The sequence below is a fragment of the Idiomarina sp. HB genome (assembly GCF_048059115.1).
GTDB classification, from domain to species: Bacteria; Pseudomonadota; Gammaproteobacteria; order Enterobacterales; family Alteromonadaceae; genus Idiomarina; species Idiomarina abyssalis.
Window position 1 is genome coordinate 1,072,324 of record NZ_JAYLVU010000001.1, and the last position, 25,642, is coordinate 1,097,965.

25 protein-coding genes are annotated in these 25,642 nt (G+C 46.5%); 14 read left to right on the top strand and 11 right to left on the bottom strand.

Features of this window, described 5'->3' with window-relative positions; translation table 11 throughout:
- Positions 1-6 precede the first annotated feature (6 nt).
- Genes VBY75_RS05340 through flhA form a run of 4 tightly spaced genes read right to left on the bottom strand, consistent with a single transcriptional unit; the run spans position 7 to position 5,157 of the window.
- Positions 7-732 (bottom strand): RNA polymerase sigma factor FliA, encoded by a 726-nt coding sequence (locus VBY75_RS05340; RefSeq protein ID WP_054486787.1) that lies wholly within the window; start codon positions 730-732, stop codon positions 7-9.
- Positions 725-1,597: a MinD/ParA family protein gene (locus VBY75_RS05345; RefSeq protein ID WP_054486785.1), complete on the bottom strand. Its 873-nt coding sequence runs from the start codon at positions 1,595-1,597 to the stop codon at positions 725-727. The genes VBY75_RS05340 and VBY75_RS05345 overlap by 8 nt, the downstream gene beginning before the upstream one ends.
- Positions 1,598-1,653: 56 nt before the next feature.
- Positions 1,654-2,991 carry a flagellar biosynthesis protein FlhF gene (flhF, locus tag VBY75_RS05350; RefSeq protein WP_271331600.1) on the bottom strand — a complete coding sequence of 446 codons (1,338 nt, stop codon included), beginning with the start codon at positions 2,989-2,991 and terminating at the stop codon, positions 1,654-1,656.
- A 12-nt stretch (positions 2,992-3,003) separates the two neighbouring features.
- Positions 3,004-5,157, bottom strand: a complete 2,154-nt coding sequence (gene flhA, locus VBY75_RS05355; RefSeq protein WP_271331656.1) for a flagellar biosynthesis protein FlhA — start codon at positions 5,155-5,157, stop codon at positions 3,004-3,006.
- A 158-nt stretch (positions 5,158-5,315) separates the two neighbouring features.
- On the opposite strand from flhA, the gene VBY75_RS05360 reads away from it, so the two are divergent.
- The 4 genes from VBY75_RS05360 to VBY75_RS05375 are packed head-to-tail and all read left to right on the top strand — an operon-like array spanning position 5,316 to position 6,790.
- Positions 5,316-5,732: a prepilin-type N-terminal cleavage/methylation domain-containing protein gene (locus tag VBY75_RS05360; RefSeq protein WP_416511383.1), complete on the top strand. Its 417-nt coding sequence runs from the start codon at positions 5,316-5,318 to the stop codon at positions 5,730-5,732.
- Positions 5,726-6,235 carry a prepilin-type N-terminal cleavage/methylation domain-containing protein gene (locus tag VBY75_RS05365; protein WP_054486777.1) on the top strand — a complete coding sequence of 170 codons (510 nt, stop codon included), beginning with the start codon at positions 5,726-5,728 and terminating at the stop codon, positions 6,233-6,235. Before VBY75_RS05360 ends, VBY75_RS05365 begins: the two co-directional genes overlap by 7 nt.
- Before the next feature lie 35 nt (positions 6,236-6,270).
- Positions 6,271-6,465 carry a Type II secretion pathway-like protein gene (locus tag VBY75_RS05370; RefSeq protein WP_416511385.1) on the top strand — a complete coding sequence of 65 codons (195 nt, stop codon included), beginning with the start codon at positions 6,271-6,273 and terminating at the stop codon, positions 6,463-6,465.
- The gene (locus VBY75_RS05375) at positions 6,446-6,790 is read left to right on the top strand and encodes a PulJ/GspJ family protein (RefSeq protein ID WP_416511387.1); all 345 of its coding nucleotides are present in this window, start codon (positions 6,446-6,448) and stop codon (positions 6,788-6,790) included. The genes VBY75_RS05370 and VBY75_RS05375 overlap by 20 nt, the downstream gene beginning before the upstream one ends.
- 113 nt (positions 6,791-6,903) lie before the next feature.
- Here the strand turns inward: VBY75_RS05375 and ispH are convergent, their stop codons facing one another.
- From ispH to murJ, 6 genes are all read right to left on the bottom strand, one after another.
- The gene (gene ispH, locus VBY75_RS05380) at positions 6,904-7,848 is read right to left on the bottom strand and encodes a 4-hydroxy-3-methylbut-2-enyl diphosphate reductase (RefSeq protein ID WP_416511484.1); all 945 of its coding nucleotides are present in this window, start codon (positions 7,846-7,848) and stop codon (positions 6,904-6,906) included.
- A gap of 36 nt (positions 7,849-7,884) precedes the next feature.
- Positions 7,885-8,325 carry an FKBP-type peptidyl-prolyl cis-trans isomerase gene (gene fkpB / locus VBY75_RS05385; protein ID WP_054486769.1) on the bottom strand — a complete coding sequence of 147 codons (441 nt, stop codon included), beginning with the start codon at positions 8,323-8,325 and terminating at the stop codon, positions 7,885-7,887.
- 10 nt (positions 8,326-8,335) lie between these two features.
- Positions 8,336-8,863, bottom strand: a complete 528-nt coding sequence (lspA, locus tag VBY75_RS05390) for a signal peptidase II (protein WP_054486767.1) — start codon at positions 8,861-8,863, stop codon at positions 8,336-8,338.
- A complete protein-coding gene (ileS, locus tag VBY75_RS05395) occupies positions 8,856-11,690 on the bottom strand; it encodes an isoleucine--tRNA ligase (RefSeq protein ID WP_416511390.1) in 2,835 nt (944 codons plus the stop codon). The genes lspA and ileS overlap by 8 nt, the downstream gene beginning before the upstream one ends.
- A gap of 26 nt (positions 11,691-11,716) precedes the next feature.
- Entirely contained in the window at positions 11,717-12,655 is a 939-nt protein-coding gene (ribF, locus tag VBY75_RS05400; protein WP_416511392.1) for a bifunctional riboflavin kinase/FAD synthetase, read from the bottom strand.
- A 61-nt stretch (positions 12,656-12,716) separates the two neighbouring features.
- A complete protein-coding gene (gene murJ / locus VBY75_RS05405; RefSeq protein WP_416511394.1) occupies positions 12,717-14,279 on the bottom strand; it encodes a murein biosynthesis integral membrane protein MurJ in 1,563 nt (520 codons plus the stop codon).
- Between the two features lie 193 nt (positions 14,280-14,472).
- Here murJ and rpsT point away from each other — a divergent pair, with 193 nt between their 5' ends.
- The 10 genes from rpsT (at position 14,473) to VBY75_RS05455 (ending at position 23,567) form a co-directional block, all read left to right on the top strand.
- Positions 14,473-14,733 (top strand): 30S ribosomal protein S20, encoded by a 261-nt coding sequence (gene rpsT / locus VBY75_RS05410; RefSeq protein ID WP_054486760.1) that lies wholly within the window; start codon positions 14,473-14,475, stop codon positions 14,731-14,733.
- Positions 14,734-14,931: 198 nt separating this feature from the next.
- Positions 14,932-16,122, top strand: coding sequence for a UDP-N-acetylglucosamine 4,6-dehydratase (locus tag VBY75_RS05415; RefSeq protein ID WP_271331607.1), 1,191 nt, complete (start codon positions 14,932-14,934; stop codon positions 16,120-16,122).
- A gap of 9 nt (positions 16,123-16,131) precedes the next feature.
- Positions 16,132-17,295, top strand: a complete 1,164-nt coding sequence (locus VBY75_RS05420) for a LegC family aminotransferase (RefSeq protein WP_416511397.1) — start codon at positions 16,132-16,134, stop codon at positions 17,293-17,295.
- Positions 17,292-18,440, top strand: coding sequence for a UDP-N-acetylglucosamine 2-epimerase (neuC, locus tag VBY75_RS05425; RefSeq protein ID WP_416511399.1), 1,149 nt, complete (start codon positions 17,292-17,294; stop codon positions 18,438-18,440). The genes VBY75_RS05420 and neuC overlap by 4 nt, the downstream gene beginning before the upstream one ends.
- Positions 18,437-19,510 carry an N-acetylneuraminate synthase gene (gene neuB, locus VBY75_RS05430; RefSeq protein ID WP_278358310.1) on the top strand — a complete coding sequence of 358 codons (1,074 nt, stop codon included), beginning with the start codon at positions 18,437-18,439 and terminating at the stop codon, positions 19,508-19,510. Before neuC ends, neuB begins: the two co-directional genes overlap by 4 nt.
- Positions 19,503-20,150: an acetyltransferase gene (locus VBY75_RS05435; protein WP_278358309.1), complete on the top strand. Its 648-nt coding sequence runs from the start codon at positions 19,503-19,505 to the stop codon at positions 20,148-20,150. The genes neuB and VBY75_RS05435 overlap by 8 nt, the downstream gene beginning before the upstream one ends.
- Positions 20,147-21,199: a nucleotidyltransferase family protein gene (locus VBY75_RS05440; RefSeq protein ID WP_271331613.1), complete on the top strand. Its 1,053-nt coding sequence runs from the start codon at positions 20,147-20,149 to the stop codon at positions 21,197-21,199. The genes VBY75_RS05435 and VBY75_RS05440 overlap by 4 nt, the downstream gene beginning before the upstream one ends.
- A gap of 1 nt (position 21,200) precedes the next feature.
- Positions 21,201-22,154 (top strand): Gfo/Idh/MocA family protein, encoded by a 954-nt coding sequence (locus VBY75_RS05445; RefSeq protein WP_416511402.1) that lies wholly within the window; start codon positions 21,201-21,203, stop codon positions 22,152-22,154.
- Positions 22,147-22,839 carry a cytidylyltransferase domain-containing protein gene (locus tag VBY75_RS05450; RefSeq protein ID WP_416511404.1) on the top strand — a complete coding sequence of 231 codons (693 nt, stop codon included), beginning with the start codon at positions 22,147-22,149 and terminating at the stop codon, positions 22,837-22,839. The genes VBY75_RS05445 and VBY75_RS05450 overlap by 8 nt, the downstream gene beginning before the upstream one ends.
- Positions 22,839-23,567 (top strand): oxidoreductase, encoded by a 729-nt coding sequence (locus tag VBY75_RS05455; protein ID WP_271331616.1) that lies wholly within the window; start codon positions 22,839-22,841, stop codon positions 23,565-23,567. Before VBY75_RS05450 ends, VBY75_RS05455 begins: the two co-directional genes overlap by 1 nt.
- Here the strand turns inward: VBY75_RS05455 and VBY75_RS05460 are convergent.
- Positions 23,562-25,625, bottom strand: a complete 2,064-nt coding sequence (locus VBY75_RS05460; protein ID WP_416511407.1) for a 6-hydroxymethylpterin diphosphokinase MptE-like protein — start codon at positions 25,623-25,625, stop codon at positions 23,562-23,564. The genes VBY75_RS05455 and VBY75_RS05460 overlap by 6 nt on opposite strands.
- Between the last annotated feature and the right edge of the window lie 17 nt (positions 25,626-25,642).

The following is a 25,642-nucleotide window of genomic DNA, read 5'->3' on the forward strand; positions in this document are numbered from 1 at the left end:
CAAAGTTTATTCAACCCAATTTTGCATTCGCGACTTCAGCCGCAACATTGCCTGACTGTGAATCTGACTGACACGTGATTCACTCACGCTCAGCACTTCACCTATCTCTTTTAAATTCAATTCTTCGTCATAATACAACGAAAGCACCAAGGCTTCACGTTCTGGTAACGATGAAATTGTCGAAACCAATGCTTTATGAAACGCAGCGTTCTCAACATCTCGTTGTGGCTCATAAGCTGAACCTGTGACCTGCTCTGGCATTAACGCATCTTCTGACACGCCAAGATCTTCAATTCCAACAATTCGTCCTGAACTCACATCCCGCAAAATATGGTGGTATTCATCCATACCCATATTCAGTTTTGCGGCTACTTCTGTATCTTTTGCGTCCCGCCCGGTCTCGTTTTCAACCTGGCGAATGGCTTCCAGCACACGTCTGTGGTTACGGTGTACTGAGCGAGGGGCCCAATCGCCGCGACGAATTTCGTCCAGCATTGCACCACGAATGCGAATGCCGGCAAAAGTTTCGAAGCTGGCACCTTTGCTGTTATCAAAGTTACGCGCAGCTTCTAGTAAGCCAATCATGCCTGCCTGTATTAAATCATCCACTTGCACGCTGGCGGGTAGTCTCGCCATCATGTGGTGGGCAATACGCTTAACCAGTCCGGTATGCTGCTCAATAATGGCATTCCGGTTGTCAGCGGTGGCGGCATAAACGGCAGCTTTATTCATTGGCAACATCCCGCTTACTCTCGTTATCGGCAGAAGTTATCAATTGTTCAAGGAAAAATTCTAAATGTCCTCCGGCTTGAGCCGGAACGGGCCAGTCCAGCGCCTTCTTAGCCAGTGCTTTTATCGCTAATGACGCCGGCGATTTAGGGTAAGCCATGACAAAGGATTGCTGTTTCCGCACGGCTAAACGCAAGTTTTCATCGAAAGGAATAATTGCTGCCAGCTCCAGCGCAACATCTAAGAACCGGTCGGTAACCTTAGTGAGCTTATTGAACAGTACTTGCCCGTCACGCATATTGCGCACCATATTGGCAACTACTTTGAATTTGAAAAGCCCCTGCTCACGGCTCAATACTTTAATAAGAGCATAAGCATCGGTAATCGATGTTGGTTCATCGCAAACTACGACTAGCACGTCCTGTGAGGCTCGGGCAAAACTGACAACGGTGTTACCTATGCCAGCTGCAGTATCCACAATCAGCACGTCATAATTACCCTGTAACTGGCTAAACGCTCTAATTAAACCGGCATGCTCAGATTCACTGAGATCCACCATCGAACGTGTACCAGACGTTGCCGGAACAATTTTTATTCCCGCAGGGCCTTCTATCAGAATATCTTCCAGTTCACACTGGCCGCTTAACACATGAGAGAGATTACGCTCAACACGAAGACCCAACATCACATCGACGTTAGCCAGGCCTAAGTCGGCGTCCAGCACCAATACTCGTTTGCCCTGCTTTGCCATTGCAATAGCCATATTCAGCGACACATTGGTTTTACCCACGCCACCTTTACCACCGGTTACCGCAATAACTTTTACTTTTGATTGTTTCATTCTTCGCAGACCGCTTGCTTGATCCATCGGGCGTATCTCTTTTCTGACTAAATTGACAACAGCTTCATATTACTTCGGCTCATTCAGCGAGAAAACGCCGCATTCCAATACGATTTTGGCACGTCTGACACTGAGGAACAAATGCTTTTATCAAGCAAACGCTCGGCCTCCGCTACCATAAAGTTCGCATCGGCAACACGAATGTCTTCAGGAACCTGCTGACCATTGGTTAAATAGCCTACTGGTAAGCCATGCTCAATAGCCACGCTGATACTCTCACCTAAACTTAAGCATTCGTCCAGCTTGGTAAAAATGCAACCGGATAAAGGCAAGGTTTTAAACTGCTTAACAGCATCCATCAATACCTGATTCTGTGATGTCGCTGAAAGTACCAGATATGGGCGAATACGCAGTCTTGAATTCTGGATAAGCTGACTTAACTGCTCGCTCAAACGCTTGTCGCGTTGGCCCATGCCGGCCGTATCAATTAAAATTAAGCTCTTCTGGCGCAGTGAAAGTAACGCATCTGCCAGCTCTTGCGCATTTTTAGCAACTTTTACCGGACACCCTATTATACGACCATAGGTTTGTAATTGTTCACTGGCACCAATACGGAAGGTATCCGTAGTAATTAATGCCACTTTATCCGCACCATGGCGCTGAGCGTAACGAGCAGCCAGCTTCGCAATAGTGGTGGTTTTACCCACGCCGGTAGGGCCGACTAAAGCAACCGCACCGCCGCGTGTCAAAATATCGTCGGACGTGGTATTCAACTGACCTTCTAATAAATGCAGGGTCTGTTCCCAGGCTTCATCGTCTGAGCCACCTTCGGGAATAAAACAGGCAATCTGGTCCGCAACTCGTTCACTTAAGCCCATAGACATCAAGCGATTCATCAGCATCGCACGGGTTGGTTCTTCGCGATCCATTTCCTGCTTCATCAAGCCACTTAACTGATGCTCCAGTAATTGACGAATACCGTTTACCTGAGAGCGCAGTTCAGCAATGGCCTGGGAGTCGTCCGCTGCTGGTGCGTTTACTTGTTCAGGAAAAATATCGTCGCTTAGCTGAGAATCCGCGAAGCCTTGTGGTTCTGGTTTCGGCTCTGGCCGTTGTGTGGCCGGCTCAGCAACCTCTTGCTCAGCAGTGCGTTGCGCAGGCTGTTCAGCCTGCGCCTGACGCTGTAACAGTTCCTGCAAAGATTCAGCCGGTACTTCCGGTGTCTTTGATGCGGCCGGCTCATTCGGTGCCTGCTCAGCCATTGGCTGTGCCTGTTGCGCATCGGGGTCAATGGCTGCAACCAGCTCAATACCACCATTCACTTTCTTATTGGACAGGATAATAGCATCCGGACCTAAGGTTTCTTTAACCTGTTGCAAACCACGGCGCATATCTTCGGCAAAAAAGCGTTTAATCTTCACAAGCGACTCCCGTTACTCTTGTGTGGCGGTTTGTTCACCACCGTTTTGTTGTCCACCAATTGAGCTGACAATGCGAATTTGTTTATCATCCGGTACTTCCTGATAGGACAACACTCGCATACCATCGGTAGCGTGACGCGCAAATCGCGCCATGGTTGACCGCAGAAGTCCGGAGGTCAGCAGTACTGAAGGTTCACCATTCATTTCCTGCTGCTGATGCACTTCGCGTAATGACTGTTGCAGGCGTTCGGCCAAACCTGGTTCGATTCCGGCGCCTTGCTGATTTCCGTCATTACCAGCCATTTGCAATGACTGATGCAACATCTGTTCCAACTCTGGTGCCAAAGTTATGACAGGCAGTTCAGCCGCCCCTTCAGCAATATCCTGAACAATTAAACGGCGTAGTGAGATTCTGACCGCAGCCGTTAATACTTCTGGGTCCTGACTACGCCCAGCATACTCAACCAGGGTTTGTACAATGGTGCGCATGTCACGAATCGCAATACCTTCATCCAATAGGTTTTGCAGTACTTTCACAAAATTGCCCAATGACAGCAGATCCGGAATCAGGCCTTCAACCAGCTTAGGATGCGTGCGACCTAAACGATCCAGTAATTCTTGTGCTTCTTCATGACCCAGTAGCTGTGACGCATGGTTTGTCACTATTTGACTTAAATGTGTTGCAACCACAGTTGCCGCATCCACCACGGTATAACCCAGGGTCTGCGCATGCTCTCGTTGTTCCGGACGGATCCAGACCGCATCCAGGCCAAAGGCAGGGTCAGTTGTTTTTTCGCCTTCCAATTCGCCGAAAACCTGACCCGGGTTAATCGCCATTTCCCAGTCATGGCGAATTTCAGCTTCGCCCATAGTCACACCCATTAGGGTAATTCGGTAACTGTTAGGGCCTAAATCCAGGTTGTCTCTGATATGAACAGCTGGCACCAGGAAACCAAATTCCTGTGACTGCTTCTTACGCACGCCTTTTATGCGTGACAGGAGCTCGCCGCCCTGCTGCTTATCGACCAAAGGAATTAAACGATAGCCAACTTCCAGACCAATAGTGTCTACATGGCGCACATCGTCCCAGCTAAGCTCTTTTTGCTGCGCCTGCTGGACTTGCTGCTCCTGTTCTTTCTCTACCAGCTCGCCTTCTTCGACTTTTGACTTTTTAAGCTTAAAGTACGCTGCACCGGCTAGTACCGCTGACATACTCAAGAACGCCAGATGTGGCATACCCGGGATAACACCCATAGCAAAGAGTACCGCACTGGTAATGACCAAAACCTTGGGGTTATCAAGCAGTTGCAGTACAACGGCATCACCCATGTCTTTACTGTCATTTTCGCGAGTAATGATAATGGCGGTAGCAACCGACAGTAATAAAGAGGGGATTTGCGCGACCAGGCCGTCACCAATGGTCAACAGGGTATAAACTTCCACGGCCTCATTAAAGGTCAGGCCGTACTGGATCATACCAATGAGCAGGCCGCCGATAATGTTAATAAAGAGAATAAGGATACCGGCTATGGCGTCCCCTTTTACGAACTTACTGGCACCGTCCATAGAGCCGTAGAAATCGGCTTCACGGGTTACGTCACTGCGTCGGGCTTTGGCTTCTTCCTGATTGATTAAACCCGCGTTCAGGTCGGCATCAATAGCCATCTGTTTACCCGGCATGGCATCAAGGGTAAAACGGGCAGTAACTTCTGAAATACGGCCGGCACCTTTGGTGATAACCACAAAGTTAATAATAACCAGAATGGCAAACACCACCAGACCAACGGTGTAGTTACCGCCTATGACCACGCTACCGAAGGCTTCAATCACTGAGCCCGCCGCGCCGGGGCCGTTATGACCTTCCAGCAAAACAATACGGGTTGAGGCAACGTTAAGGCTTAACCGTAAGACCGTAGCAATAAGCAATACCGTCGGAAACGCAGCGAAATCTAGCGGACGTTGGGTATAAACCGCCACCAGCATAACTACCAGCGACAAGGTAATTGAAAACGAGAACAGAATATCCAGCACCATGGCCGGAATTGGCAGAACTACCATCGCCAGAATGGCCATAATGGCCACAGGCGTTCCGAATCCTTTAATCAGATGCGCGTTGTTCTGCGTGAAATTTCTTAAACCTACTAACTTTTCGGCACCGCCCGCCATACGTCTTCCTGTTGCGTCAAAAAGTTGAACCTGCGGTGCTTCATTCAAGAATCGAGCCAGCTTTTTAAATATTTTCTGACTCGTTGATACGTTTTGGCCTACAGATATTTATCGTCTGGCAGCTACACTCTCTGCTCTTTAACAAAAAGGTTATTACCGTGCGTGGTTATTCCCTCGTTGAAATGCTTATTGCACTGACAATTAGCGCTGGCTTAGGTGCGTTATCAATGCCGTTATTGAGTCAACAAATGGAGACCTTACTGTTGCAGCAGGCCAGTAATCGCTGGTTGTTGTATTTGCATCAAGTAAAAGCAAAGGCACAGAAGGAACAGCGCTCAATAGTTGCTGAATTGGTACCTATTGACGCTCGCTCCAGTGTTTTTAAAGCAATGACAGAATCGACGTACAGCGCAGCAAGTCCACTCAAGTTCTACGGTAACTCCGGTGCGGCTGTACCTGGGCATGTCCGGATTGTAAGCGGTGACAGCATGATAAAAGTAATTATAAGCAGCAAAGGTCGCATTCGCTCTTGCGTTAGCCTTGGCTCGTCATTGCCCGGAATCTCCTTATGCTAGTTAGTAAAAGTAATGGCTATAGCTTGGTTGAAGTACTCATTGCTGCTGCACTTGGTTCTATTATTGTGATCACCACTCAGCAAATAATGCAGTGGCAAAAGGGCGCTCAGTTTCGTGCGGTGTCGAGTGCACAATTTATTCTGGGTGGGCAAGCCGTTTCTTATCAGTTCTTTGAAAGCCTGAATCAGACAATCGCGAGCAGTGTGCAAAATCCACAAAGCAATTGCTTTATTTTCCCTACCCAAAGCGGCGGGTCGGTTGGCTTTCGGGTCAGGAACTCCCAGTTACAGCATAACCCTATGACACTGGACTGTTCAGGGTATGGTTGGCAGTCACTGACCGACAAAACACAGTTTGAGGTTCAGGAGTTAATGGTTGAAACCAGTGTTCCGTCAGTGTCTGACGGCGCCTCAAAGCTGTTTATTACACTGATTATTTCACGGGTCACTAAAAACGGCGTGCAAGAGCAACCGTTTAAACGAAGCATAACAATATTTTCTTAGCCCTTTGCTTTTAACCACAGAGAAGGATGTTCACAATGCAAGCGAAAGGATTCGCGTTAATACTCACCTTAGTAACACTCATTAGTCTAAGCTCCGCAAGCGTCGCCGCCCTGTTTTTCTACGCGCAAATGCTGGAAGCTCAGCAAGAGCATCAGTGGCAAGTACTTTCTGGCCAGTTAGAAGCCGATTTTAACCGACAGAAACAGCATTATGAGTCAGCACAAAAGTAAAGGTTTTTCCCTGACCGAAACCTTGGTTGCTTCTGCAATAGTCGCTATTTGGGCTGTCAGTAGTCAGCAGCTGCTCCAAATTGGGTTAGGCGCTATTGAAAAAGCAAAGCGCAAAGCCCGGGCCGTCGAAGTTTTGAATCGCTATATACAAGACACCCATATTGACTGGATAAATGGCTCTTCCCCATCACCTGAAGTCATTTCGAACGGTTTTATTATCCATTCAGAGGTTAATTCAATAGACGAAAACAACGCTTCTATGGGTGTTGAAATAACCTGGGGAGAAAAAAATAGGTATTTATTGAAAGTCTGGCTGTCTCGATAAAATTAGCAATAACTTGAATATCAGCTTTGCAAAGACTTCCCAATTGCTTGCATGTGAAAAAGTGAGAAGGAGCAACACGTTAAAACGCATCGCTCGTGCGCTAGATATTAGCGCTACGCTACCGGGTGCGGTCTTAGCTCTGGGGGAATTGAGAAAGTGATATTTTCCTCACGGCCACTGAGTTCAATGGCGGTCTTACCACCCCATTCCTGCAGTTTAGCAATAACCTCTTTCACCAACACTTCTGGTGCAGAAGCGCCAGCGGTTACCGCAACTTTATCGTGACCTTCTAACCAGGCTTTGTCGATGCAACTGGCATCATCAATTAGATAAGCCGGAGTTCCCATTTTCTCTGAAAGCTCGCGTAAGCGGTTTGAGTTTGAGCTATTGCGTGCGCCCACAACTAACATAACATCGGCATCACTGGCTAATTCACGCACCGCATCCTGCCTGTTTTGGGTGGCGTAGCAGATGTCGTCCTTACGTGGACCATTAATGTCAGGAAACTTCTGACGCAAAGCCTCAATAACATCGGCGGTGTCATCAACCGACAAGGTTGTCTGACTCATATAATGGAGGTTTTTCGAGTCTTTCACTTCCAGTTTATTCACGTCTTCAGGCGACTCAACTAAGTAGATACCACCATCGGCGTTCTTATACTGACCCATGGTGCCTTCAACTTCCGGGTGTCCCGCATGGCCAATGAGTACACATTCATGTCCCTTTCGACTGGCACGCGTCACTTCCATATGAACCTTGGTTACCAATGGACATGTGGCATCAAACACCCTCAAACCGCGATCTTTGGCTTCTTGTCTGACCGCCTGAGAAACGCCATGAGCGCTAAAAATAACGATTTGGTCGTCCGGCACTTCGTGCAACTCTTCCACAAATACCGCACCGGCATCGCGCAGCTTGCTGACGACATACTTGTTGTGAACCACTTCGTGACGCACATAAATCGGCGGCTCGAATATTTCCAGGGCCCGCTCGACGATAGTAATAGCGCGATCAACTCCGGCACAAAAGCCACGTGGGTTCGCCAACAAAATCTGCATCATTTCCTCCTGCGCTCAGCCCGCTTGTTTAACCAGTCACGGCTCAACGCTGATAATTTCTACTTCAAAAATCACCGTTTGTCCGGCTAACGGATGATTAAAATCGATGGTCACTGTTGGACCTTCAATTTTACGAACAATTCCCGGTAAATCGGTACCATCAGGTTGAGTAAACGCCAAAATAGCGCCAACTTCCGGTTTTGTTTCGTCGCTAAACTTTGCCGAGTCGACATAGTAGTAGTTGTCCGGGTTGGGTTCGCCAAAAGCGTCTTTGGGCTCTAATGTGAATTCACGCTCGGCGCCTTCACGCAGGCCTACCAGACAAGCTTCAAAGTTTTCCGTCAGGCTGCCATCGCCCATACGAAACTTCGCTGGCTTGCCAGACATTTTGGTGCTGTCCGCAACCGAACCATCGGCAAGTTTAATGGTGAAGTGCATAACCACTTCACGTCCGTGCTCAATAGGTAAACGACTCAAACGAAACTCCTTACTGCTTGTGACCGTCTTCAGCTTTATCCCGACGGTTATCAAAAAAAGCTTCCAGCAACATGAGTGCAGCACCAATAGTAATAGCCATGTCCGCTACGTTAAAGGCCGGCCAATGCCACCCCTGATAGTGCACATCAAAAAAGTCGATGACATAGCCGTACATTAAACGGTCAGCTACATTACCAATAGCCCCTGCCAGAATCAGCGAAAAGGCCAGGTTCTGGCGCCACAAGCCTACCGGGTTACGACGCATCCAGATAAGCAAAACAGCACTAATAGCAATAGCGATAACGGTGAAGAACCAACGCTGCCAACCACCACCGTCACTTAAAAAGCTAAATGCGGCACCATAGTTGTGCACGTAGGTGAAGTTAAATAAGCCTTCAATAACAACCCGGCTTTCGTAAAGCTCAAATTCACCTGCAACCCAAATCTTCGTAATTTGATCAACAACCACCAGCAACAAGGTTAGCCACAAAAAACGTAGCCCGGTTGCACGGTTAGTCTGGTTAGCAAAATCAGGCAAAACGACGCTCCTCACCTTCACCTTCAATATTAGTCACACAACGCTGGCATAAATCGGCATGGCTCTCTAATGTGCCAACCTCTTTGCGATGATGCCAGCAGCGCTCGCACTTCTTGTATTCAGATTTCGTCACACTAACCGCCAACGCCATCTTTTCAGCTTTAACTGCTTCGGCAGGTGCATCATTAATAGAGGCCACTTGCGCTTCTGATGTCAACAGTGCAAAACGCAGTTCTTCACCTAAACGGTTCAGAGAGGTCGCCAGCTTATCATCAGCATACAAGGTCACTTCGGCCTGCAATGAACCACCAATAACATCGTTACGGCGTGACTGCTCCAGTGCCTGATTAACCACGTCACGAATTTCCAGCAACTGCATCCAGAAGGCGTTTTCATCGTCTTTCACACCGGCAAATTCATCAAAACCCTGATACCAGTTTTCGGTAAAGACATACTGACTGCGCTCGTTCGGCAGCAAGTCCCAAATTTCCTGAGCAGTAAAGCTACAAATTGGCGCCATCCAGCGCACCAGTGCCTCAGCAATATGATACAGCGCTGTCTGGCAAGAACGACGAGCCAGTCCTTCCGACTTTGCGGTGTACTGACGGTCTTTAATGATGTCCAGATAGAAACTACCCAGTTCAATTGAGCAAAAATGCATAAGCTTCTGCACAACGCTATGGAACTGATAGTTGTCGTAGGCTTCCAGCAGTTCTTTCTGCAAGTCCGCGGCCCGACCCACAATCCAGCGGTCCAGTTCAACCATATCTTCTCTGGCAACTAAGTCCGTTTTAGGGTCAAAACCGGTTAAGTTCGCTAATAAAAAGCGCGACGTATTACGAATGCGACGATACGCATCCGCAGAGCGTTTAAGGATTTCATCAGAAACCGTCATTTCGCCGGAATAATCTGCTGATGCAACCCATAAGCGCAGAATATCGCCACCCAGCTTATTCATCACGTCCTGCGGAGCAACTACGTTCCCGATAGACTTCGACATCTTGCGACCCTGTGCATCCACAGTAAAGCCGTGAGTCAGAACCTGATGGTACGGCGCTTCGTTATACATAGCCACACCAGTGACCAACGAGCTCTGGAACCAGCCCCTGTGTTGATCCGAACCTTCTAAATATAAGTCAGCGGGCCAGCGCAGGCCATCAAATTCACGCAATACGCAGTGATGCGTAACACCCGAGTCAAACCAGACATCTAACGTGTCGGTTACTTTGCGATATTTGTCAGCTTCATCGCCCAGCAGCGTTTCCGGCTCTAAATCAAACCACGCCTGAACACCGTCTTTTTCAATAAGCTGAGCGACCTTTTCCATCAGCTCCAGCGTGTTTGGATGAAGCTCATCGGTCTCGCGATTGACGAAAATAGCAATGGGGTTACCCCAGGTGCGTTGACGTGAAATACACCAGTCCGGGCGCCCTTCTACCATAGATTCAATGCGGCTTTGTCCCCACTCAGGGAACCAGCCCACTTTTTTGATTTGATCTAACGCACCGGCACGCAAACCTTTCTTGTCCATGCTGATAAACCATTGCGGCGTTGCACGGAAAATAATTGGCGTTTTGTGGCGCCAGCAATGCGGGTATGAGTGACGGTAGCTTTCTGCATGCATCAAGTTACCGACCTCACGGAGCTTGTCGACAATAGGCTCGTTTGCTTTAAATACATGCTGCCCGGCAAACAGTGGCGTATCGTCTTTGTACACACCGTTATCACCAACCGGGTTATAAACTTCAATACCGTAACGTTGGCCTACCAGAAAGTCATCGACACCATGCCCTGGCGCTGTATGCACACAACCGGTACCACTTTCAGTGGTTACGTGGTCGCCCAGTATTACCGGCACCTGCAATTCAAACAACGGATGCTGTAGCTGCAGACCTTCTAAGTCTTTACCTTTGCAGAAACCCAGCTTGTGGTAGTGGGTAATGTTCCAGCGTTCCATGCAGTCTTTAACCAAATCATCGGCAAGAATTACTCGCTCTGCAGGCTGGTCATCGCCGGCTTCAATCTGCACTAACGTATACTCAAGCCCTTCTGCCAGAGTAACAGCGCGGTTAGCAGGAATGGTCCACGGAGTCGTGGTCCAGATAACCATGCTGACATCGCCTTCACCGACATGCCCTTCCGGCGTGCTGAAACGTTCGACGGTTTCCGCCGTTGCTGCAACCGGTAAACGCACATCAATAGCCGGTGAGTTTTTGTCCTGATATTCAACTTCCGCTTCAGCCAGCGCTGAGCCACAGTCTGTACACCAGTGAACCGGCTTAAAGCCCTGGTGCAAATGACCATTATCAATGATTTTTGCCAAAGCCCTAACACTGTCCGCTTCCTGCTTAAAATTCATGGTCAGGTAAGGGTTATCCCAGTCACCTAAAACGCCCAGACGTTTAAAGTCTGTGCGTTGCTGATCAATTTGGGTCATGGCATATTCGCGACATTTTTCACGAAATTCTGCCAGGTTTAATTTTTTACCCGGCTTACCGTGCTTTTTTTCTACCTGCAACTCAATGGGCAGACCATGGCAGTCCCAGCCCGGTACATAAGGCGCATCAAAGCCGCTTAAGGTTTTTGCCTTAACAATAACGTCTTTTAAAATTTTATTTACGGCGTGACCAATGTGAATTTGCCCGTTCGCATACGGAGGGCCGTCGTGCAGAATAAATTTAGGCTTGCCCGCTTTAGCTTGACGAATTTGACCGTACAGGTCAGCCTCATACCACTGCTCCAGCATTTTTGGCTCGCGCTGAGCCAGGTTACCGCGCATAGGGAACGCTGTGTCTGGCAAGTTTAAGGTGTGTTTGTAATCACTCATGGGTCACTGTTTCCATTTCCGCATAGTTACTGACTCCGGCACGCTAATGCATCACGTGCGCGGGCGGCATCTTTTTCAATTTGTTCTTGTAAGTGCTGTAACGACGCAAACCGTTGCTCGTTACGCAATTTGGCCACTGGCGTGACCGTCATCTGCTGACCGTACAGATTGCCTGAAAACTCAAACAAATGCACCTCCAGCTGTACTTCGTCGCCATTTAATGTTGGCCGGGTTCCTAAGTTAGCGACACCGGAATAGGTTTTTCCGCCCTTACCAAGTTGAGCGGTTACCGCGAACACCCCGTGTAGGGGGCTTTTTAAGCGCTTTAGCGGCACGTTAGCGGTAGGAAAACCAATAGTTCGACCATTCTTTCGCCCGTGCACGACTTTCCCGCACATTTGATAAGGCCGGCCCAACATTTGTTCCGCCAGATCGAAGTCGCCTTGCTCTAATGCCTGGCGTATGGCAGTACTGCTTACGCGCTGTTGCTGTTGGCGATAACTGCGGGTGTCCACCACTTCAAAACCCAGCTCTTTACCGGCATTTTGCAGCAACTCAAAGTCGCCTTCACGTTTATAGCCAAAACGAAAATCGTCGCCTACCACCAGAAACTTAACACCCAGCTTGCCAACCAAAGTCTGCTCAATAAACTCACGAGCTGGCTGACTGGCAAACTTCTTATTAAATTCAATGACAATATGTCGGTCGACATTTTGAGCCTGTAGAGCGAGATACTTTTCACGCCAATTGGTTAGCCGTGCAGGGGCTTTTTCAGGTTGAAAAAGCTCTTGCGGTTGCGGCTCAAAGGTCATTACCGCTGAAGGGACACCCAGCTGCTGCGCTTTTTCACAGACCTGACTCAATACCGCCTGATGGCCCAGGTGAACACCATCAAAGTTACCGATGGTCAACACACAGCCGTTATGCTCAGCTCTTAGGTTATGAGTACCGCGAATCAGTTCCATGCCCGCACAATCTTAATGTTTTCCGGAAAAGACGCGATTATAACTGATACTGAAGCGATAATCAGTACTCACGCGCACGGAAATGTCGTGGCCTCATACCGGTTATTACAAGCACAGCAATATAAATCAGCGCGCCGAACCCAATCACCTGCGCCAAAAGCCAGGGGCGTTCAACTAAAGAACTGGTCCGCCAGGTAGCAATATCCGGACTTAACCAGAGCACACCCGCTATCATCGCCGTGGTGGCAAACAGCACCTGGAATATAAAGCGTCCGGTTCCCGGTTGCTTTTTCAGCACGCCTTCACGCCATAACGTAACGCCCAATAACCCCGCGTTAATAGCCGCAGAGGCTGCCGTTGCCAGGGCTAACCCGACATAACTAAAAGGAATGGCCAAAGCAATGTTAAACACCATGTTTGCCACCATAGCAATAATACCGTACTTGACCGGTCGCTTAGTATCCTGTCGGGAGTAGAAGCCCGTCGCCAGCACTTTCACCATCATAAAGCTCAACAAGCCTGTGGAATAGGCCATAAGACTGTACGACGCCATACGTGCGTCGTCCGGACTGAAGGCGCCGTGCATGAACAACACCATAAGCATGGGCTCTGCTAATACAAAAAGACCTGCCATGGCCGGTACACCCAACAACAGCACCATACGAATGCCCCAGTCGAGCGTGGAGCTGAAGTTTTCTTTTGACTGGTCTACATGGCGTGAAGAAAGCGCCGGCAGAATAACCGTTGCTATGGCAATACCAAATAGCCCAAGCGGGAATTCCAGCAACCGATCCGAGTAATAAAGCCAGCTAATTGACCCCGTCATTAAAAAGCTGGCAATGAGGGTATCCAGCAGCAAATTAATTTGGCTAACCGATACACCAAAGATAGCCGGCAACATCAGTTTGCGGATTTTAGTCACGCCCGGGTCTTTCCAGCCCCACTGGGGCTTAACCAGCAACCCGGCTTTTTTAAGAAACGGCAGTTGAAATAAAAGCTGAATTAACCCACCAAAAAATACGCCCCAGGCCAGTCCGTATTCCGGCTGCTCTAATTGCGGCGCCAGCCAGATAGCCGCCGCAATAATGGCGACATTCAGAAACACCGGGGTGAAAGCCGCTACCGCAAATTTACCCAGAGTATTGAGTATGGCTCCTGCCATGGCGGTAAAACTAATAAACCACAAGTAAGGAAATGTAATACGAAGTAGGTCACTGGCCAGTACAAATTTGTCACCTTGCGGCCCGTCGTTCCACCAATCTAAAAACCACCCCATACCAAAAAGCGCGGACACAATCGGAGAAGCCACCACGCCGAAAATTGTCACTACAGTAACAATAGTACCTAAAGTGCCGGATACCCGAGCTATCAATAATTGCTGTTCCGGCAGTTCTTTACCCTGCTTATACTCGGTCAGAACCGGTACAAACGCCTGCGCGAACGCACCCTCGGCAAAAAGCCGACGTAAGAAATTAGGGATCTTATTGGCAAAGAAAAACACATCCGCTGCAGCACCGGCGCCCATCAGGTTGGCAATGACCACATCGCGCACCAAACCCAGTACACGCGATATAAGAGTCATAGCACTGACGATAAATCCTGAACGGAGCAAAGCTTTTGACAAGAGAGATCCTTTCGGCTGACAGCTAAGTTTCTGTTTTTGATTGTAACTGAGACCAATGGTGGATGCTATTTTATCAAAACCTGACTTAAAGCGGTGAGTTTTTCCCTTTTCGCTGTTGACTTTTACAGCAGAAAAGGCATAATCTGCGGCCTTTATAAGAGAAGCGTTCTGTTAATGAATTTAGGAGTTCACCTTGGCTAACATTAAGTCTGCTAAAAAGCGTGCGATTCAGGCCGAGAAAAATCGCCGCCACAATGCAAGCCGTCGTTCAATGATGCGTACTTACCTTAAACGTGTAATCGCAGCTATTGAAAAGAAAGACAAAGATGCAGCAAACACTGCAATGAAAGACGTAACCCCAATGCTGGACAGTTACGCAACTAAAGGTCTTATCAGCAAAAACAAAGCGGCACGTCATAAGAGTCGTTTGAATGCTAAGATCAAAGCACTGTAAGAAGAATTACTGACCTGGGCTTAGGCGCAGGGAAAGAAAAGCCGGCTTTTAAGCCGGTTTTTTTGTTTTTGTTAAAACAGGACGAAACGAGTAACCATTATCCCTTAAATACCCCCACTTCAAATTGCATTAACTCAAGACATAGCATACTCTGCCGATTACAATCTATAACCAATTCAGACTCATAAAATACATAACGTGGATAATATTTTATCGTTAATTGGTCGCGATCGAGAGCTGTTCTCTGGCGATATCCAACATCACGAAATGGAACTTTGCGAACAAGTTTCTTCTTCCAGCTTCCTTGTTTTAGGTGGCGCAGGTTCAATTGGCCAGGCGGTCGTTAAAGAAATCTTTAAACGCTCTCCTAAACGGCTTCATGTCGTTGATATTAGTGAAAACAACTTAGTTGAGCTGGTCAGAGATGTCCGTAGCTCGCTGGGCTATATCAATGGCGACTTTAAAACCTTTGCTCTGGATATTGGCTCATTGGAGTTCGAAGCTTTAATGAACCACTACGGGCAGTATGATTATGTCCTCAATTTATCGGCTTTAAAGCATGTTCGTAGCGAAAAAGATCCATTCACATTAATGCGGATGCTCGACGTTAATATCTTCAATACCGACAAAAGCATTGAACACGCGATTAAACATGGCAGCCAAAAGTATTTTTGTGTTTCAACCGACAAAGCAGCGAACCCGGTCAACATGATGGGGGCGTCAAAGCGAATCATGGAAATGTTCTTAATGAGGCGCAGTGAACAAGTGGATATATCAACAGCTCGTTTCGCCAATGTCGCATTTTCTGATGGCTCGCTCTTGCATGGTTTTAACCAACGTATTCAGAAAAGGCAGCCGATTGTTGCGCCCAACGATATTAAACGCTACTTCGTTACTCCGAAAGAGTCAGGCGAATTGTGCCTTATGTCCTGTATTTTCGGCGAAAACAGAGACATCTTTTTCCCAAAGCTGAGTGAAGCTCTGCACTTGATTACTTTTTCTGAAATTGCCGAGAAATACTTAGAGCAAAGAGGCTTAGAACCCGTACTTTGTCAGTCAGAAGATGAAGCAAGAGCTCTGGCTTTAACATTACCAGAAAAAGGCCAGTGGCCATGCCTTTTTACGGGAAGTGACACCACCGGAGAAAAAGACTTTGAAGAGTTTTTCACTCACGATGAAACTATCGAAATGGAACGCTTTCGCAATATCGGTGTGGTTAAAAATGAGCTGAATTATTCATCTGACTTACTGAAAAACTTTGAACACGAAATCCTTAAACTCAAGCAGTCAAAATGCTGGAATAAACAGGATATCATTGATCTCTTTTGTACTTTGCTGCCAAACTTTGATCATAAAGAAACTGGCAAGTACCTCGACGGTAAAATGTGAATTAGCCTTATGTCACCAACGACATCTCAACTCAGCGAGTTTATCCGGTCACTCTACCAGACCAATGAGTTTATTCCCTTGCACGCGCCAACCTTTGGCGAACGGGAAAAACGAAATGTTCTCGATACGATAGAAAGCACCTTTGTTTCCAGCGTCGGTGAATACGTCACTAGTTTTGAGAACCAAGTGGAGGCTTTTACCGGAGCTCATAGAGCAATAGCAACAGTCAATGGTACCGCAGCTCTTCACGCCGCTTTGTATATGGCGGGTGTTCAGAGCGGTGATTATGTCATTACTCAGGCATTGACGTTTGTCGCAACCTGCAATGCAATTCATCACATGGGTGCTGAGCCAATTTTTATCGATGTGGCTTATCAGACCATGGGAATGTGTCCTATAGCACTTGAATCCTTTCTTGAAGAACATGCAATAACAGATGAACAAAATTGCATTCATAAAACGTCTAAGCGAAAAATCCGTGCCTGCGTTCCTATGCATACTTTTGGGCACCCGGTTCAGTTAGATGAATTACTGGCTATATGTAACAAGTGGAACATCGAGCTGGTAGAAGATGCAGCTGAGAGTTTAGGCTCATTTTATAAGGGGCAGCACACTGGAACTAAAGCTCGTTTTTCAGCACTGAGCTTTAACGGCAACAAAATTATTACCACTGGCGGCGGTGGTATGCTGCTGTGTGCCGATGAAACCGAAGGTCATAGAGCAAAGCACATAACGACAACAGCTAAGGCTGCTCATCCCTACGAGTTCTATCATGACGAACCGGGCTTTAATTACCGAATGCCAAACCTTAATGCAGCTTTAGGTTGCGCACAAATGAGTCACCTGGAAACATTTATTGAGAAAAAACGTGAACTTGCAGAACAATACAAGGCGTTCTTTAAAAGCTCCAGTTTCCAGTTTATCGATGAACCTTCAGAGTGTCGCTCCAACTTTTGGTTAAATGCTATTTTGTGTGAGCATAGTGACCTGCGCAATACTGTCATTGAAGAACAAAATAACGCTGGGATTATGTGTCGTCCAGCATGGCATTTAATGAATAGACTTCCCATGTTCGAGCGTTGCCCTCGTGGTAAGCTGACGGTATCAGAGGATATACAATCCCGTTTGGTGAATATACCAAGTTCACCCATTTTAAAGAGGGGTGACCAATGAAGGTGACCGTTTTTACCGGAACCCGGGCTGATTACGGACTTTTATACTGGCTGCTTCGCGATTTATGTGAAGACCCAGCATTTCATTTGCAGGTTATAGCGTCTGGTTCGCACTTATCACCGGAATTCGGTTATACCGCGAAGCACATCGAACAAGATGGCTTTAAAATTGATGAGAAAGTCGAAATGCTGCTCTCCTCAGATACAGCACAGGGTACCGTTAAAAGCCTTGGCATGGGTATTATCGGTTACGCCGATGCCTTAACCAGACTACAGCCTGATGTTGTGGTTATTCTGGGTGATCGTTATGAAGCTTTAGGAATAGCCCAGTCTGCTATGTTAATGCGAATACCGATACTGCATATTCACGGTGGTGAAATTACCGAAGGTGCCTATGATGACGCCATTCGCCATGCCATTACCAAGTTAAGTTATCTGCATGCTACCGCAACAGAAAAATACCGACAGCGAGTCATTCAGCTCGGTGAAACACCGGAGCGTGTTTTTAATGTCGGTGCACTCGGCTTAGATCACATAGCACGCACAGAACTGCTAGACCACAAAGAGCTTGCCGAATCCCTTGGCTTTGAGTTGCGCAAGGACTTTTTCGTTGTCACATACCACCCGGTAACATTAGCTGACGAACCGCCGGTTGAAACTTTCAGAAACTTGACTCAAGCTCTGGATAACTATCCTGAGTTTGACGTCATTTTCACTTACCCGAATGCTGATGATGGCGGACGACAAATTATTCCGCTGATTGAGCAATATGCAGATGCAAATGAAAATCGCGTTATAGCCATTCCATCATTAGGTCAGCAGCGTTACTTAAGCGCTATTAAACATGCCAGTGCAGTAATCGGAAACTCTTCGAGTGGAATTATCGAGGTTCCCTCTTTCAATACACCGACTGTCAATATAGGTCAGCGCCAGTTGGGCCGCTTAGCAGCGAAAAGTGTCCTTCATTGCGAAGGTTCATACGATGCTATCGTCAACGCAATAGATAAAGCAGTTACTACGGAGATCGGTGAAAATATCAATAACCCATACGGACAAGGCAACGCCAGCCGTAAAATCATTGACATTCTTAAGTCTGCTAATTTGAATAGAACGAAGACTTTTTACGATACTGGAGAGAGCCAATGACCCTAATTATTGCAGAAGCTGGGGTTAATCATAATGGCGACCCGGAACTGGCCAGAGAGCTAATAAAAGCAGCCAGAGATGCGGGAGCTGATATCGTTAAATTTCAAACTTTTAAAGCCGACAAACTGGTGACTAAAGAAGCTCAGCAAGCAAACTACCAAACTGAAAACACCGGCAAGAAAGAAAGCCAGTATGACATGCTTAAACGACTCGAGTTACCGCCTGAGTTACATTATGAACTGGTGGCGTACAGCAACGAATTGGGAATAGAATTCCTTTCTACCGCGTTTGATGATGAGAGCCTTAATTTTCTAGTCAATGACTTAGGGCTAAAACGTCTGAAAGTGCCATCAGGCGAGATAACCAATGCGCCTTTTTTGCTGGCCCACGCGCGAACGCAATGTGACTTAGTTGTTTCTACCGGTATGGCAACCCTGGCTGAAATAGAAACCGCATTGGCCATTATTGCCTTTGGCTATCTCGATAAAACAACAGAAAAACCTGCACTAACAGATTTTGAAGCCGCTTATGCCTCTTCTGAAGGGCAACGAGTGCTGCAGGACAAAGTCACTATTTTGCACTGTACCACTGAGTATCCCGCGCCTTTCGATGAGATAAACTTAAACGCAATGGATACGATTCATCAGGCGTTCAAGCTTCCTGTTGGATACTCTGATCATAGCGACGGTATTATTATTCCCATTGCCGCAGCGGCAAAAGGCGCACGCATTATCGAAAAGCATTTCACTCTGGATCGCCATTTAGAGGGTCCCGATCACAAAGCGTCACTGGAACCTGAACAGTTGAAGCAAATGGTGACGTCAATTAGGACGATAGAGAAAGCGCTTGGTGACGGTATAAAACGCCCGACAAAAAGTGAGATTAACAATAAACCGATTGCTCGCAGAAGCTTAGTCGCGGCACGTAGACTAAAAGCAGGACAAGTCATTACTAAAGAAGATATCGCCGTAAAAAGACCTGGCGGAGGACTCTCCCCAATTTACTACTGGCATATTCAGGGCAAAATTTGTAAACAGAATTATGAAGCTGGAGAACTCATTTTTGAGTGATAAGAAAGTTTTACTCGTTGGAGCAGGTGGCCACGCCAGTGTCTGCCTGGACCTATGCATCCGAAACAATATTTCCTTGTTTGCGGTGGTTTCTCCTGAACATCCCGGTGCTGCTTTTAAGCAACTACAGTGGCTCCAAAGCGACAACGATGTATTAACCTTTGACACAAATGATATCGTTCTAATTAATGGCCTGGGCAGCCTCCCCTACGATCACAAAAGGCAGGAGATATATCAGTTTTTTGCAACAAGGGGATACGATTTTATGTCAATAAACGATCCCTCTGCCATTATTTCTGATAATGCAACGTTAAACACTGGTGTACAGGTTCTCCCCCGAGCAATTATTAACTCAGGAGCTTTAATTAAAGAGAACAGTATTATCAACTCCGGGGCTATTATTGAGCACGATGTAACAGTTGGACAGAATTGTCATATCGCGCCTGGCGCTAATCTATCAGGCGGTGTTAATGTTGGAAATAACGTGCACATTGGTACAGGTGCAAACATCATTCAGGGGCTCACTATCGGTCATAACTCTATTATTGCTGCTGGTGCGACAGTGAATAAATCGATACCCGATAACCATATAGTTTACGCTCCAAAAATGACCGTTACGCCAATAAAGGAAAAGCGATGAGTTACCGTTGGCATAATATTTTATTGAAATCTAATCAGAGCATTCTTGAAGCACTCAAAGTAATCGATAATGCAGCTTTAAGAATTGCGTTAGTCATTGATGATACTGAACACTTAGTCGGTGTAGTAACTGATGGTGATATTCGTCGACATTTAATAAAAGGTGTCGGTCTCGATGCTCCGGTCGAGCATGTTATGAATAAAACGCCCGTAACCGCTCCCAAAAATGTCACCAGAAAAGACGCCGTTAAACTCATGGAGTCCAAGGGGCTATTAGCAATACCTTTGGTTGAAAAAGGAAAGGTTGTTGGGCTGGAAACACTCAACAAAACCGGTTCAGGCAGAACCTATGAAAACCCGGTTTTTATAATGGCCGGAGGCTTTGGTACCCGCTTACGCCCGCTAACCGATAACTGCCCCAAACCTCTGCTTAAAGTGGGTGACAAACCGATACTGGAAATTGTCCTCAACAGCTTTATTCGCTCTGGGTTTAAAAACTTTTATATTTCCACTCATTATTTACCTGAAATGATTAAGGATTACTTTGGCGATGGCTCAAAGTGGAAAGTGAATATTACTTACGTACATGAAAAAGAGCCCCTGGGAACCGGCGGTGCTTTAGGGTTATTGCCTAATGATGTCCCCGACCTCCCTTTATTCTTAATAAATGGCGACGTCCTGACCAATGTCGATTTTGAAAAAGTCTTAGAGTTTCATAACAAGCAAAAGGCTCATGCCACTATGTGCGTCAGGGACTACGAATATCAAGTACCCTTCGGTGTCATTCAGGGACAAGACAATAAAGTCATTAACATGCAAGAAAAACCAGTAGAGCACTACTTTATTAACGCTGGTATTTATATTGTCAGCCCGGAACTAAGACGATCGGTTTCCAAGAACCGATACATCGATATGCCCTCACTACTTGAGTCATCCATTGAACAAGAAAAGGATGTTGTCATGTATCCGGTACGTGAGTACTGGCTGGATATAGGCCGTATTGAGGACTACAAACGAGCGCAGCTCGATATTATCAACCTGGATTTATAATATGAAGAAAGCGGCAGTTATTGGTTGCGGTAATATCGGGCAACGCCATATGCGTAATATCAAAAATTTGTTCCCTAAAGCGACGGTCTGCGCTATCCGTTCCGGTAGTGGCAACACATCGTGCCCGGCAGATGCCGATCTTCTAATTACGCTTGACGAACTGGATTCCTCTTTTGAGCTTGCTGTTGTCGCTTCACCCGCCAATTTCCATGTGGCGCATGCCAGCCATTGTCTTAATTTAAATATACCGACACTAATCGAAAAGCCGCTGGCGCAAGACTATACCCAGGGGCTGCATTTCTCCGACTCGTTGAGCTTAAGTAAGAATAAGTTAGCCGGCGTCGCCTATTGTTTGAGATACCTGCCTTCTGCTCAATTTATGAAACAGCTAATTGAGCAAAAGCAACTAGGCCAGATATACAACGTTAACGCAGAAGTCGGTCAGTACCTACCAGACTGGCGTCCCGGCACCGATTACAGTCAATCGGTATCGGCACGTTCAGACTTAGGCGGCGGAGCACTGAACGAACTGAGCCACGAACTTGATTACATCAACTGGCTGTTCGGAGTCGATCAGGTTTTGTCTGCTTCACTACGTCGTTCGCATGAGCTAAATACCAATGTTGAAGAAATAGTCGATGCCCAGATAAAGCTAAAGAATGACGCGCTAGCTACGATCCATCTCGACTTCTTACAAAAAAGACCTCATCGAAAATGCACTATCATTGCCGAAAAAGCGCGAATTGAGTGGGACTTGATAGCCAACACCATTACTCAATTTGATGCTAACGGCGTTAAGACTCTCTTTGATGGCTCCCAGTACGACAAGAACAATATGTATCTGGATATGCTCATTGACTTCACCGCTCAAAAGCAAAACACGGTTAGCCTAAACGAAGGACTTGAGGTTTTACACATCATTCAACGTATTAGAGAGCGCGCCCAAAATGTCTAAAACTATTGCTTTCGTCTTTGCACGAGGGGGCTCTAAAGGGCTTCCTGGAAAAAATATCAAGCCACTGTGTAATAAACCTTTAATTCAATATTCAATTGATTGCGCTCAGACTAGCGAGCTTATTGATGACATCTATGTATCAACTGATGATGTCGATATCGTTCATGTTGCACGCAAAGGCGGAGCTAAAGTTATTGACCGTCCAAAAGAACTTGCCACTGATGACAGTCCGGAGTGGCTATCCTGGCAGCATGCCATAACCTGGGTGACGCAGCATACGGGAGCTTTCGAAACATTTGTCAGTCTGCCGGCAACAAGTCCCTTAACGACTGTTGCTGATGTTAATTCAGCTATCTCCCGACTAAAACAGTCCGATGCGGATATCTGTCTATCGGTTACACCCTCTAATCATCATCCCAGTTTTAATATGGTCACGTTAGATGATGAGCAATATGCGAGCTTAATGTTTAACTCAGATAGCAAAGTTATTCGACGCCAGGATGCGCCTAAAGCTTACAACATAACAACCTGTGTTTATGCAGCAACGACTGATTTTGTGTTGAGCGCAAAAGGACTCTTTGACGGTAAAGCCACCGCAATAGAAGTGCCCAGAGAGCGGGCCGTTGATATTGATGATATTATCGATTTTAAATTTGCAGAGCTGTTAATGACGGAGCAAACCTAATGCTGTCAGGAAAAACAATCTTAGTGCTGGGGGCAAAAGGCCTTATTGGTCAGGAAGTAGTGCAACATATTATGAAGAAAAATGGGCACGTTATCGCTGCTGATGTCACTTCTGATGAAACGGCTTCTACTAATATTACTACCCATGTCTGTGACATCACTTCGGAAACCGATATAGAGCAATTACTTAATCAGTACCCTGATATTGATGGTATCGTAAATTGCGCTTACCCAAGAAATAGTCAATATGGTACCGATGCGCTGGAAGTCTCCTCCTCCTCATTCAATGAAAATGTCGCTATCCAGTTGGGCTCCTGTTTTAGCCTGTTAAAACACGCAGCAAGACACTTCAAGTCACAACAAAAACCACTATCGGTTGTACTTTTAAGCTCTATTTATGGCATTAAAGCTCCGGATTTCTCCATTTACGAAGGAACATCAATGACGATGCCGGTAGAGTATGCAGCGGTTAAGTCGGGATTAATTCATCTGGCCAAGTACTTTGCCAAATACATTAATGACTCGAACTTCCGTGTGAACTGTGTGTCTCCCGGCGGCATTGAAAATGGTCAACCTGCACCATTTCTAAGCGCCTATAAAGATAGAACTCTCGGCCACGGAATGCTGAGCGCTAAAGACATTTGCGGAAGCATTACTTTTTTACTATCGGACGAGGCTAACTATATCAACGGAACCAATTTGACCATTGACGATGGCTTTACCTTATAACCGAATATCACAGAGGGTTCGCCAGTCTTCGTGGAAAGTCTGTTTTACTTCCTGTAAAAATTCGATCCATAACGCCATTAACTCATGGAAAGCTTCCAGGCAATCAGCCTCTTCGTTTCTACTAAACAAGACCGACAACATTGGGCAATGAAAGTATAAGAGTTCGCCGGATAACATATGGTAAATGTATTCATATTCGGTTTTCGAGTACGCCTTCAGGTAATTTGATTGACGTCGCAGTATATCCGTTGCTTGTGAGCGAGACTGAATCGGTCTTTCACCAATTTCAATCAAGTCGTCACAAATTTCAGAAAACACTTTGAAATCCATTCGCTCTTCAAAGTCATCAACTTGTATATTTTCGAACTGCTGTTCTTTTATGAACTGGATAACATCGGTTTTTCTGGCTGTCTGGAACTCCGGCAAGACCAATTCTGGGCGAAGTGGCAGAGCATGCTCGACATAAGCGCCGTTAGACACGTTATAACACTCAACAGACTTCAGGTTAGGCATGCCCAGCAAGCGCCCCATCTGCTGCGACGAAATAGCAAGCAAATTAGTGCTTCTGACCTTACCACCAAAATTACCTTTTAACTCAACCTTAGCTTCGTGCTGAACAACCTTTTTCAAGTTCCCCTTATAATAATCACTGTGCTTAGAGTGATGTTGTCCATCGGCAGCATAACCGTTATCAACACCAAACATATAAAGTTGCTTAAAGCCCAAGCTTACAGCGTAGGATAAAGCCGCATTGGATACCATAGGATTACTAAAAGGAAGCCCGGTAACGCCTTTACGCAACTTTTCCAGCATGCACTTATTCAAAAATGCAGTGGCTGCTTCCGTTCCTTTTCCTGCCATTCCCACCCAGTTGTAGAGCTTAGTAACCTCCGGATAAATCAATGTCATGGTTAGCAAGTTAACTTGCTCATACCCCTGCTCAGGCTGGGTGTTAACAAGCGCTTCATAGGTGCTATAGGGGCGCTCCACCAAGGTATGGAAGTCAGGAGTTATCCCGTTCTTCATGAGCGTCTGCAGCGCGGTACCCGCAGCAATAATTATCGCTTCATCCTGAGTTTCTTTTATAAAATCAATGGAGGCATCCAGAGATGGTCCATTACCCACAATGTAGATAGGATAACGAGCATAACGCTGGCTGGTAAATGCTGACCTTGCCAACATATTAAAACCACGCTCTGCGTTTATAACCGTATGCGCCAGTCCCGTTGTTGCGTCATTATAAAACCCATAGCCTCCATGAATTTCAAATAACCGATCAACAAACTGCTTAATCAACTCATTCACTGACGGGGTATCAAAATGACGGTATAGAAAGCACTTTGTCAAAGAGTAAGCACCAACTTCCTTACTGACCGAGTAAAGATCGTCAATAAAGTTCTGGTAACTAGCTCCTAAATGAAATACCAGTACGCCCCTATGCTCATTGACTTGTTCAAGCACTGCGGCCCAGTCAGTACAGAACAGGCTAAGGTAGAAGTGTTCGAATTCTGGCTCTACTATGTAGATGTAATCAAATTTTACCCGGCTAACCAGTTTAGGAATGTGATACCCCAGACCCAACCCAAAAACCACGGCTGTAGGGAAATACTCGCCAATAGATGTCAGTTTCTCGGGCTCGCCCAACTCTTCGATCACACCGCCTAATTGCCTTACATAACGAACGTGTACCCGCTCATCGCTCTCCGAGGCGCTGGCAAATTTAGAGAAATCAATATGATTAACCTGAGGCGTGCTTAACTGACGATTAACCTGCTCTTCAACTTGAGCCTCAGGATCATCGCCATATATTGGAACTCCGGAAGAGCGCTCACGAATATTGCCAAGTCCAGTCTTAGTAACAAATAGCTCTAAAGGATTATCTGACTGAAACGCTTCGATGGAATCAGCAACCTGAGAATAGTATTCACGAAATGCCTGTAAGTTTTTTACAAATCGTTGCTCTGCGTGTTGTGCAAACTGCTGCTCGCGTTCAGATAATTGTTTTAGAGTTTCTACAGAGCTAAGGAGTTGGGCAAGTTGTTCTTCTATTGACTTCATGCTGAGTCTTACTAACG

Coding starts and splice junctions, on each gene's coding strand:
- VBY75_RS05340 (WP_054486787.1), bottom strand. CDS start 732: ATGAATAAAGCTGCCGTTTATGCCGCCACCGCTGACAACCGGAATGCC.
- VBY75_RS05345 (WP_054486785.1), bottom strand. CDS start 1,597: ATGGATCAAGCAAGCGGTCTGCGAAGAATGAAACAATCAAAAGTAAAA.
- flhA (WP_271331656.1), bottom strand. CDS start 5,157: ATGGCGGGCGGTGCCGAAAAGTTAGTAGGTTTAAGAAATTTCACGCAG.
- VBY75_RS05365 (WP_054486777.1), top strand. CDS start 5,726: ATGCTAGTTAGTAAAAGTAATGGCTATAGCTTGGTTGAAGTACTCATT.
- VBY75_RS05370 (WP_416511385.1), top strand. CDS start 6,271: ATGCAAGCGAAAGGATTCGCGTTAATACTCACCTTAGTAACACTCATT.
- VBY75_RS05375 (WP_416511387.1), top strand. CDS start 6,446: ATGAGTCAGCACAAAAGTAAAGGTTTTTCCCTGACCGAAACCTTGGTT.
- ispH (WP_416511484.1), bottom strand. CDS start 7,848: ATGCAGATTTTGTTGGCGAACCCACGTGGCTTTTGTGCCGGAGTTGAT.
- ileS (WP_416511390.1), bottom strand. CDS start 11,690: ATGAGTGATTACAAACACACCTTAAACTTGCCAGACACAGCGTTCCCT.
- ribF (WP_416511392.1), bottom strand. CDS start 12,655: ATGGAACTGATTCGCGGTACTCATAACCTAAGAGCTGAGCATAACGGC.
- VBY75_RS05420 (WP_416511397.1), top strand. CDS start 16,132: ATGTCACCAACGACATCTCAACTCAGCGAGTTTATCCGGTCACTCTAC.
- neuC (WP_416511399.1), top strand. CDS start 17,292: ATGAAGGTGACCGTTTTTACCGGAACCCGGGCTGATTACGGACTTTTA.
- neuB (WP_278358310.1), top strand. CDS start 18,437: ATGACCCTAATTATTGCAGAAGCTGGGGTTAATCATAATGGCGACCCG.
- VBY75_RS05440 (WP_271331613.1), top strand. CDS start 20,147: ATGAGTTACCGTTGGCATAATATTTTATTGAAATCTAATCAGAGCATT.
- VBY75_RS05445 (WP_416511402.1), top strand. CDS start 21,201: ATGAAGAAAGCGGCAGTTATTGGTTGCGGTAATATCGGGCAACGCCAT.
- VBY75_RS05450 (WP_416511404.1), top strand. CDS start 22,147: ATGTCTAAAACTATTGCTTTCGTCTTTGCACGAGGGGGCTCTAAAGGG.
- VBY75_RS05455 (WP_271331616.1), top strand. CDS start 22,839: ATGCTGTCAGGAAAAACAATCTTAGTGCTGGGGGCAAAAGGCCTTATT.
- VBY75_RS05460 (WP_416511407.1), bottom strand. CDS start 25,625: ATGAAGTCAATAGAAGAACAACTTGCCCAACTCCTTAGCTCTGTAGAA.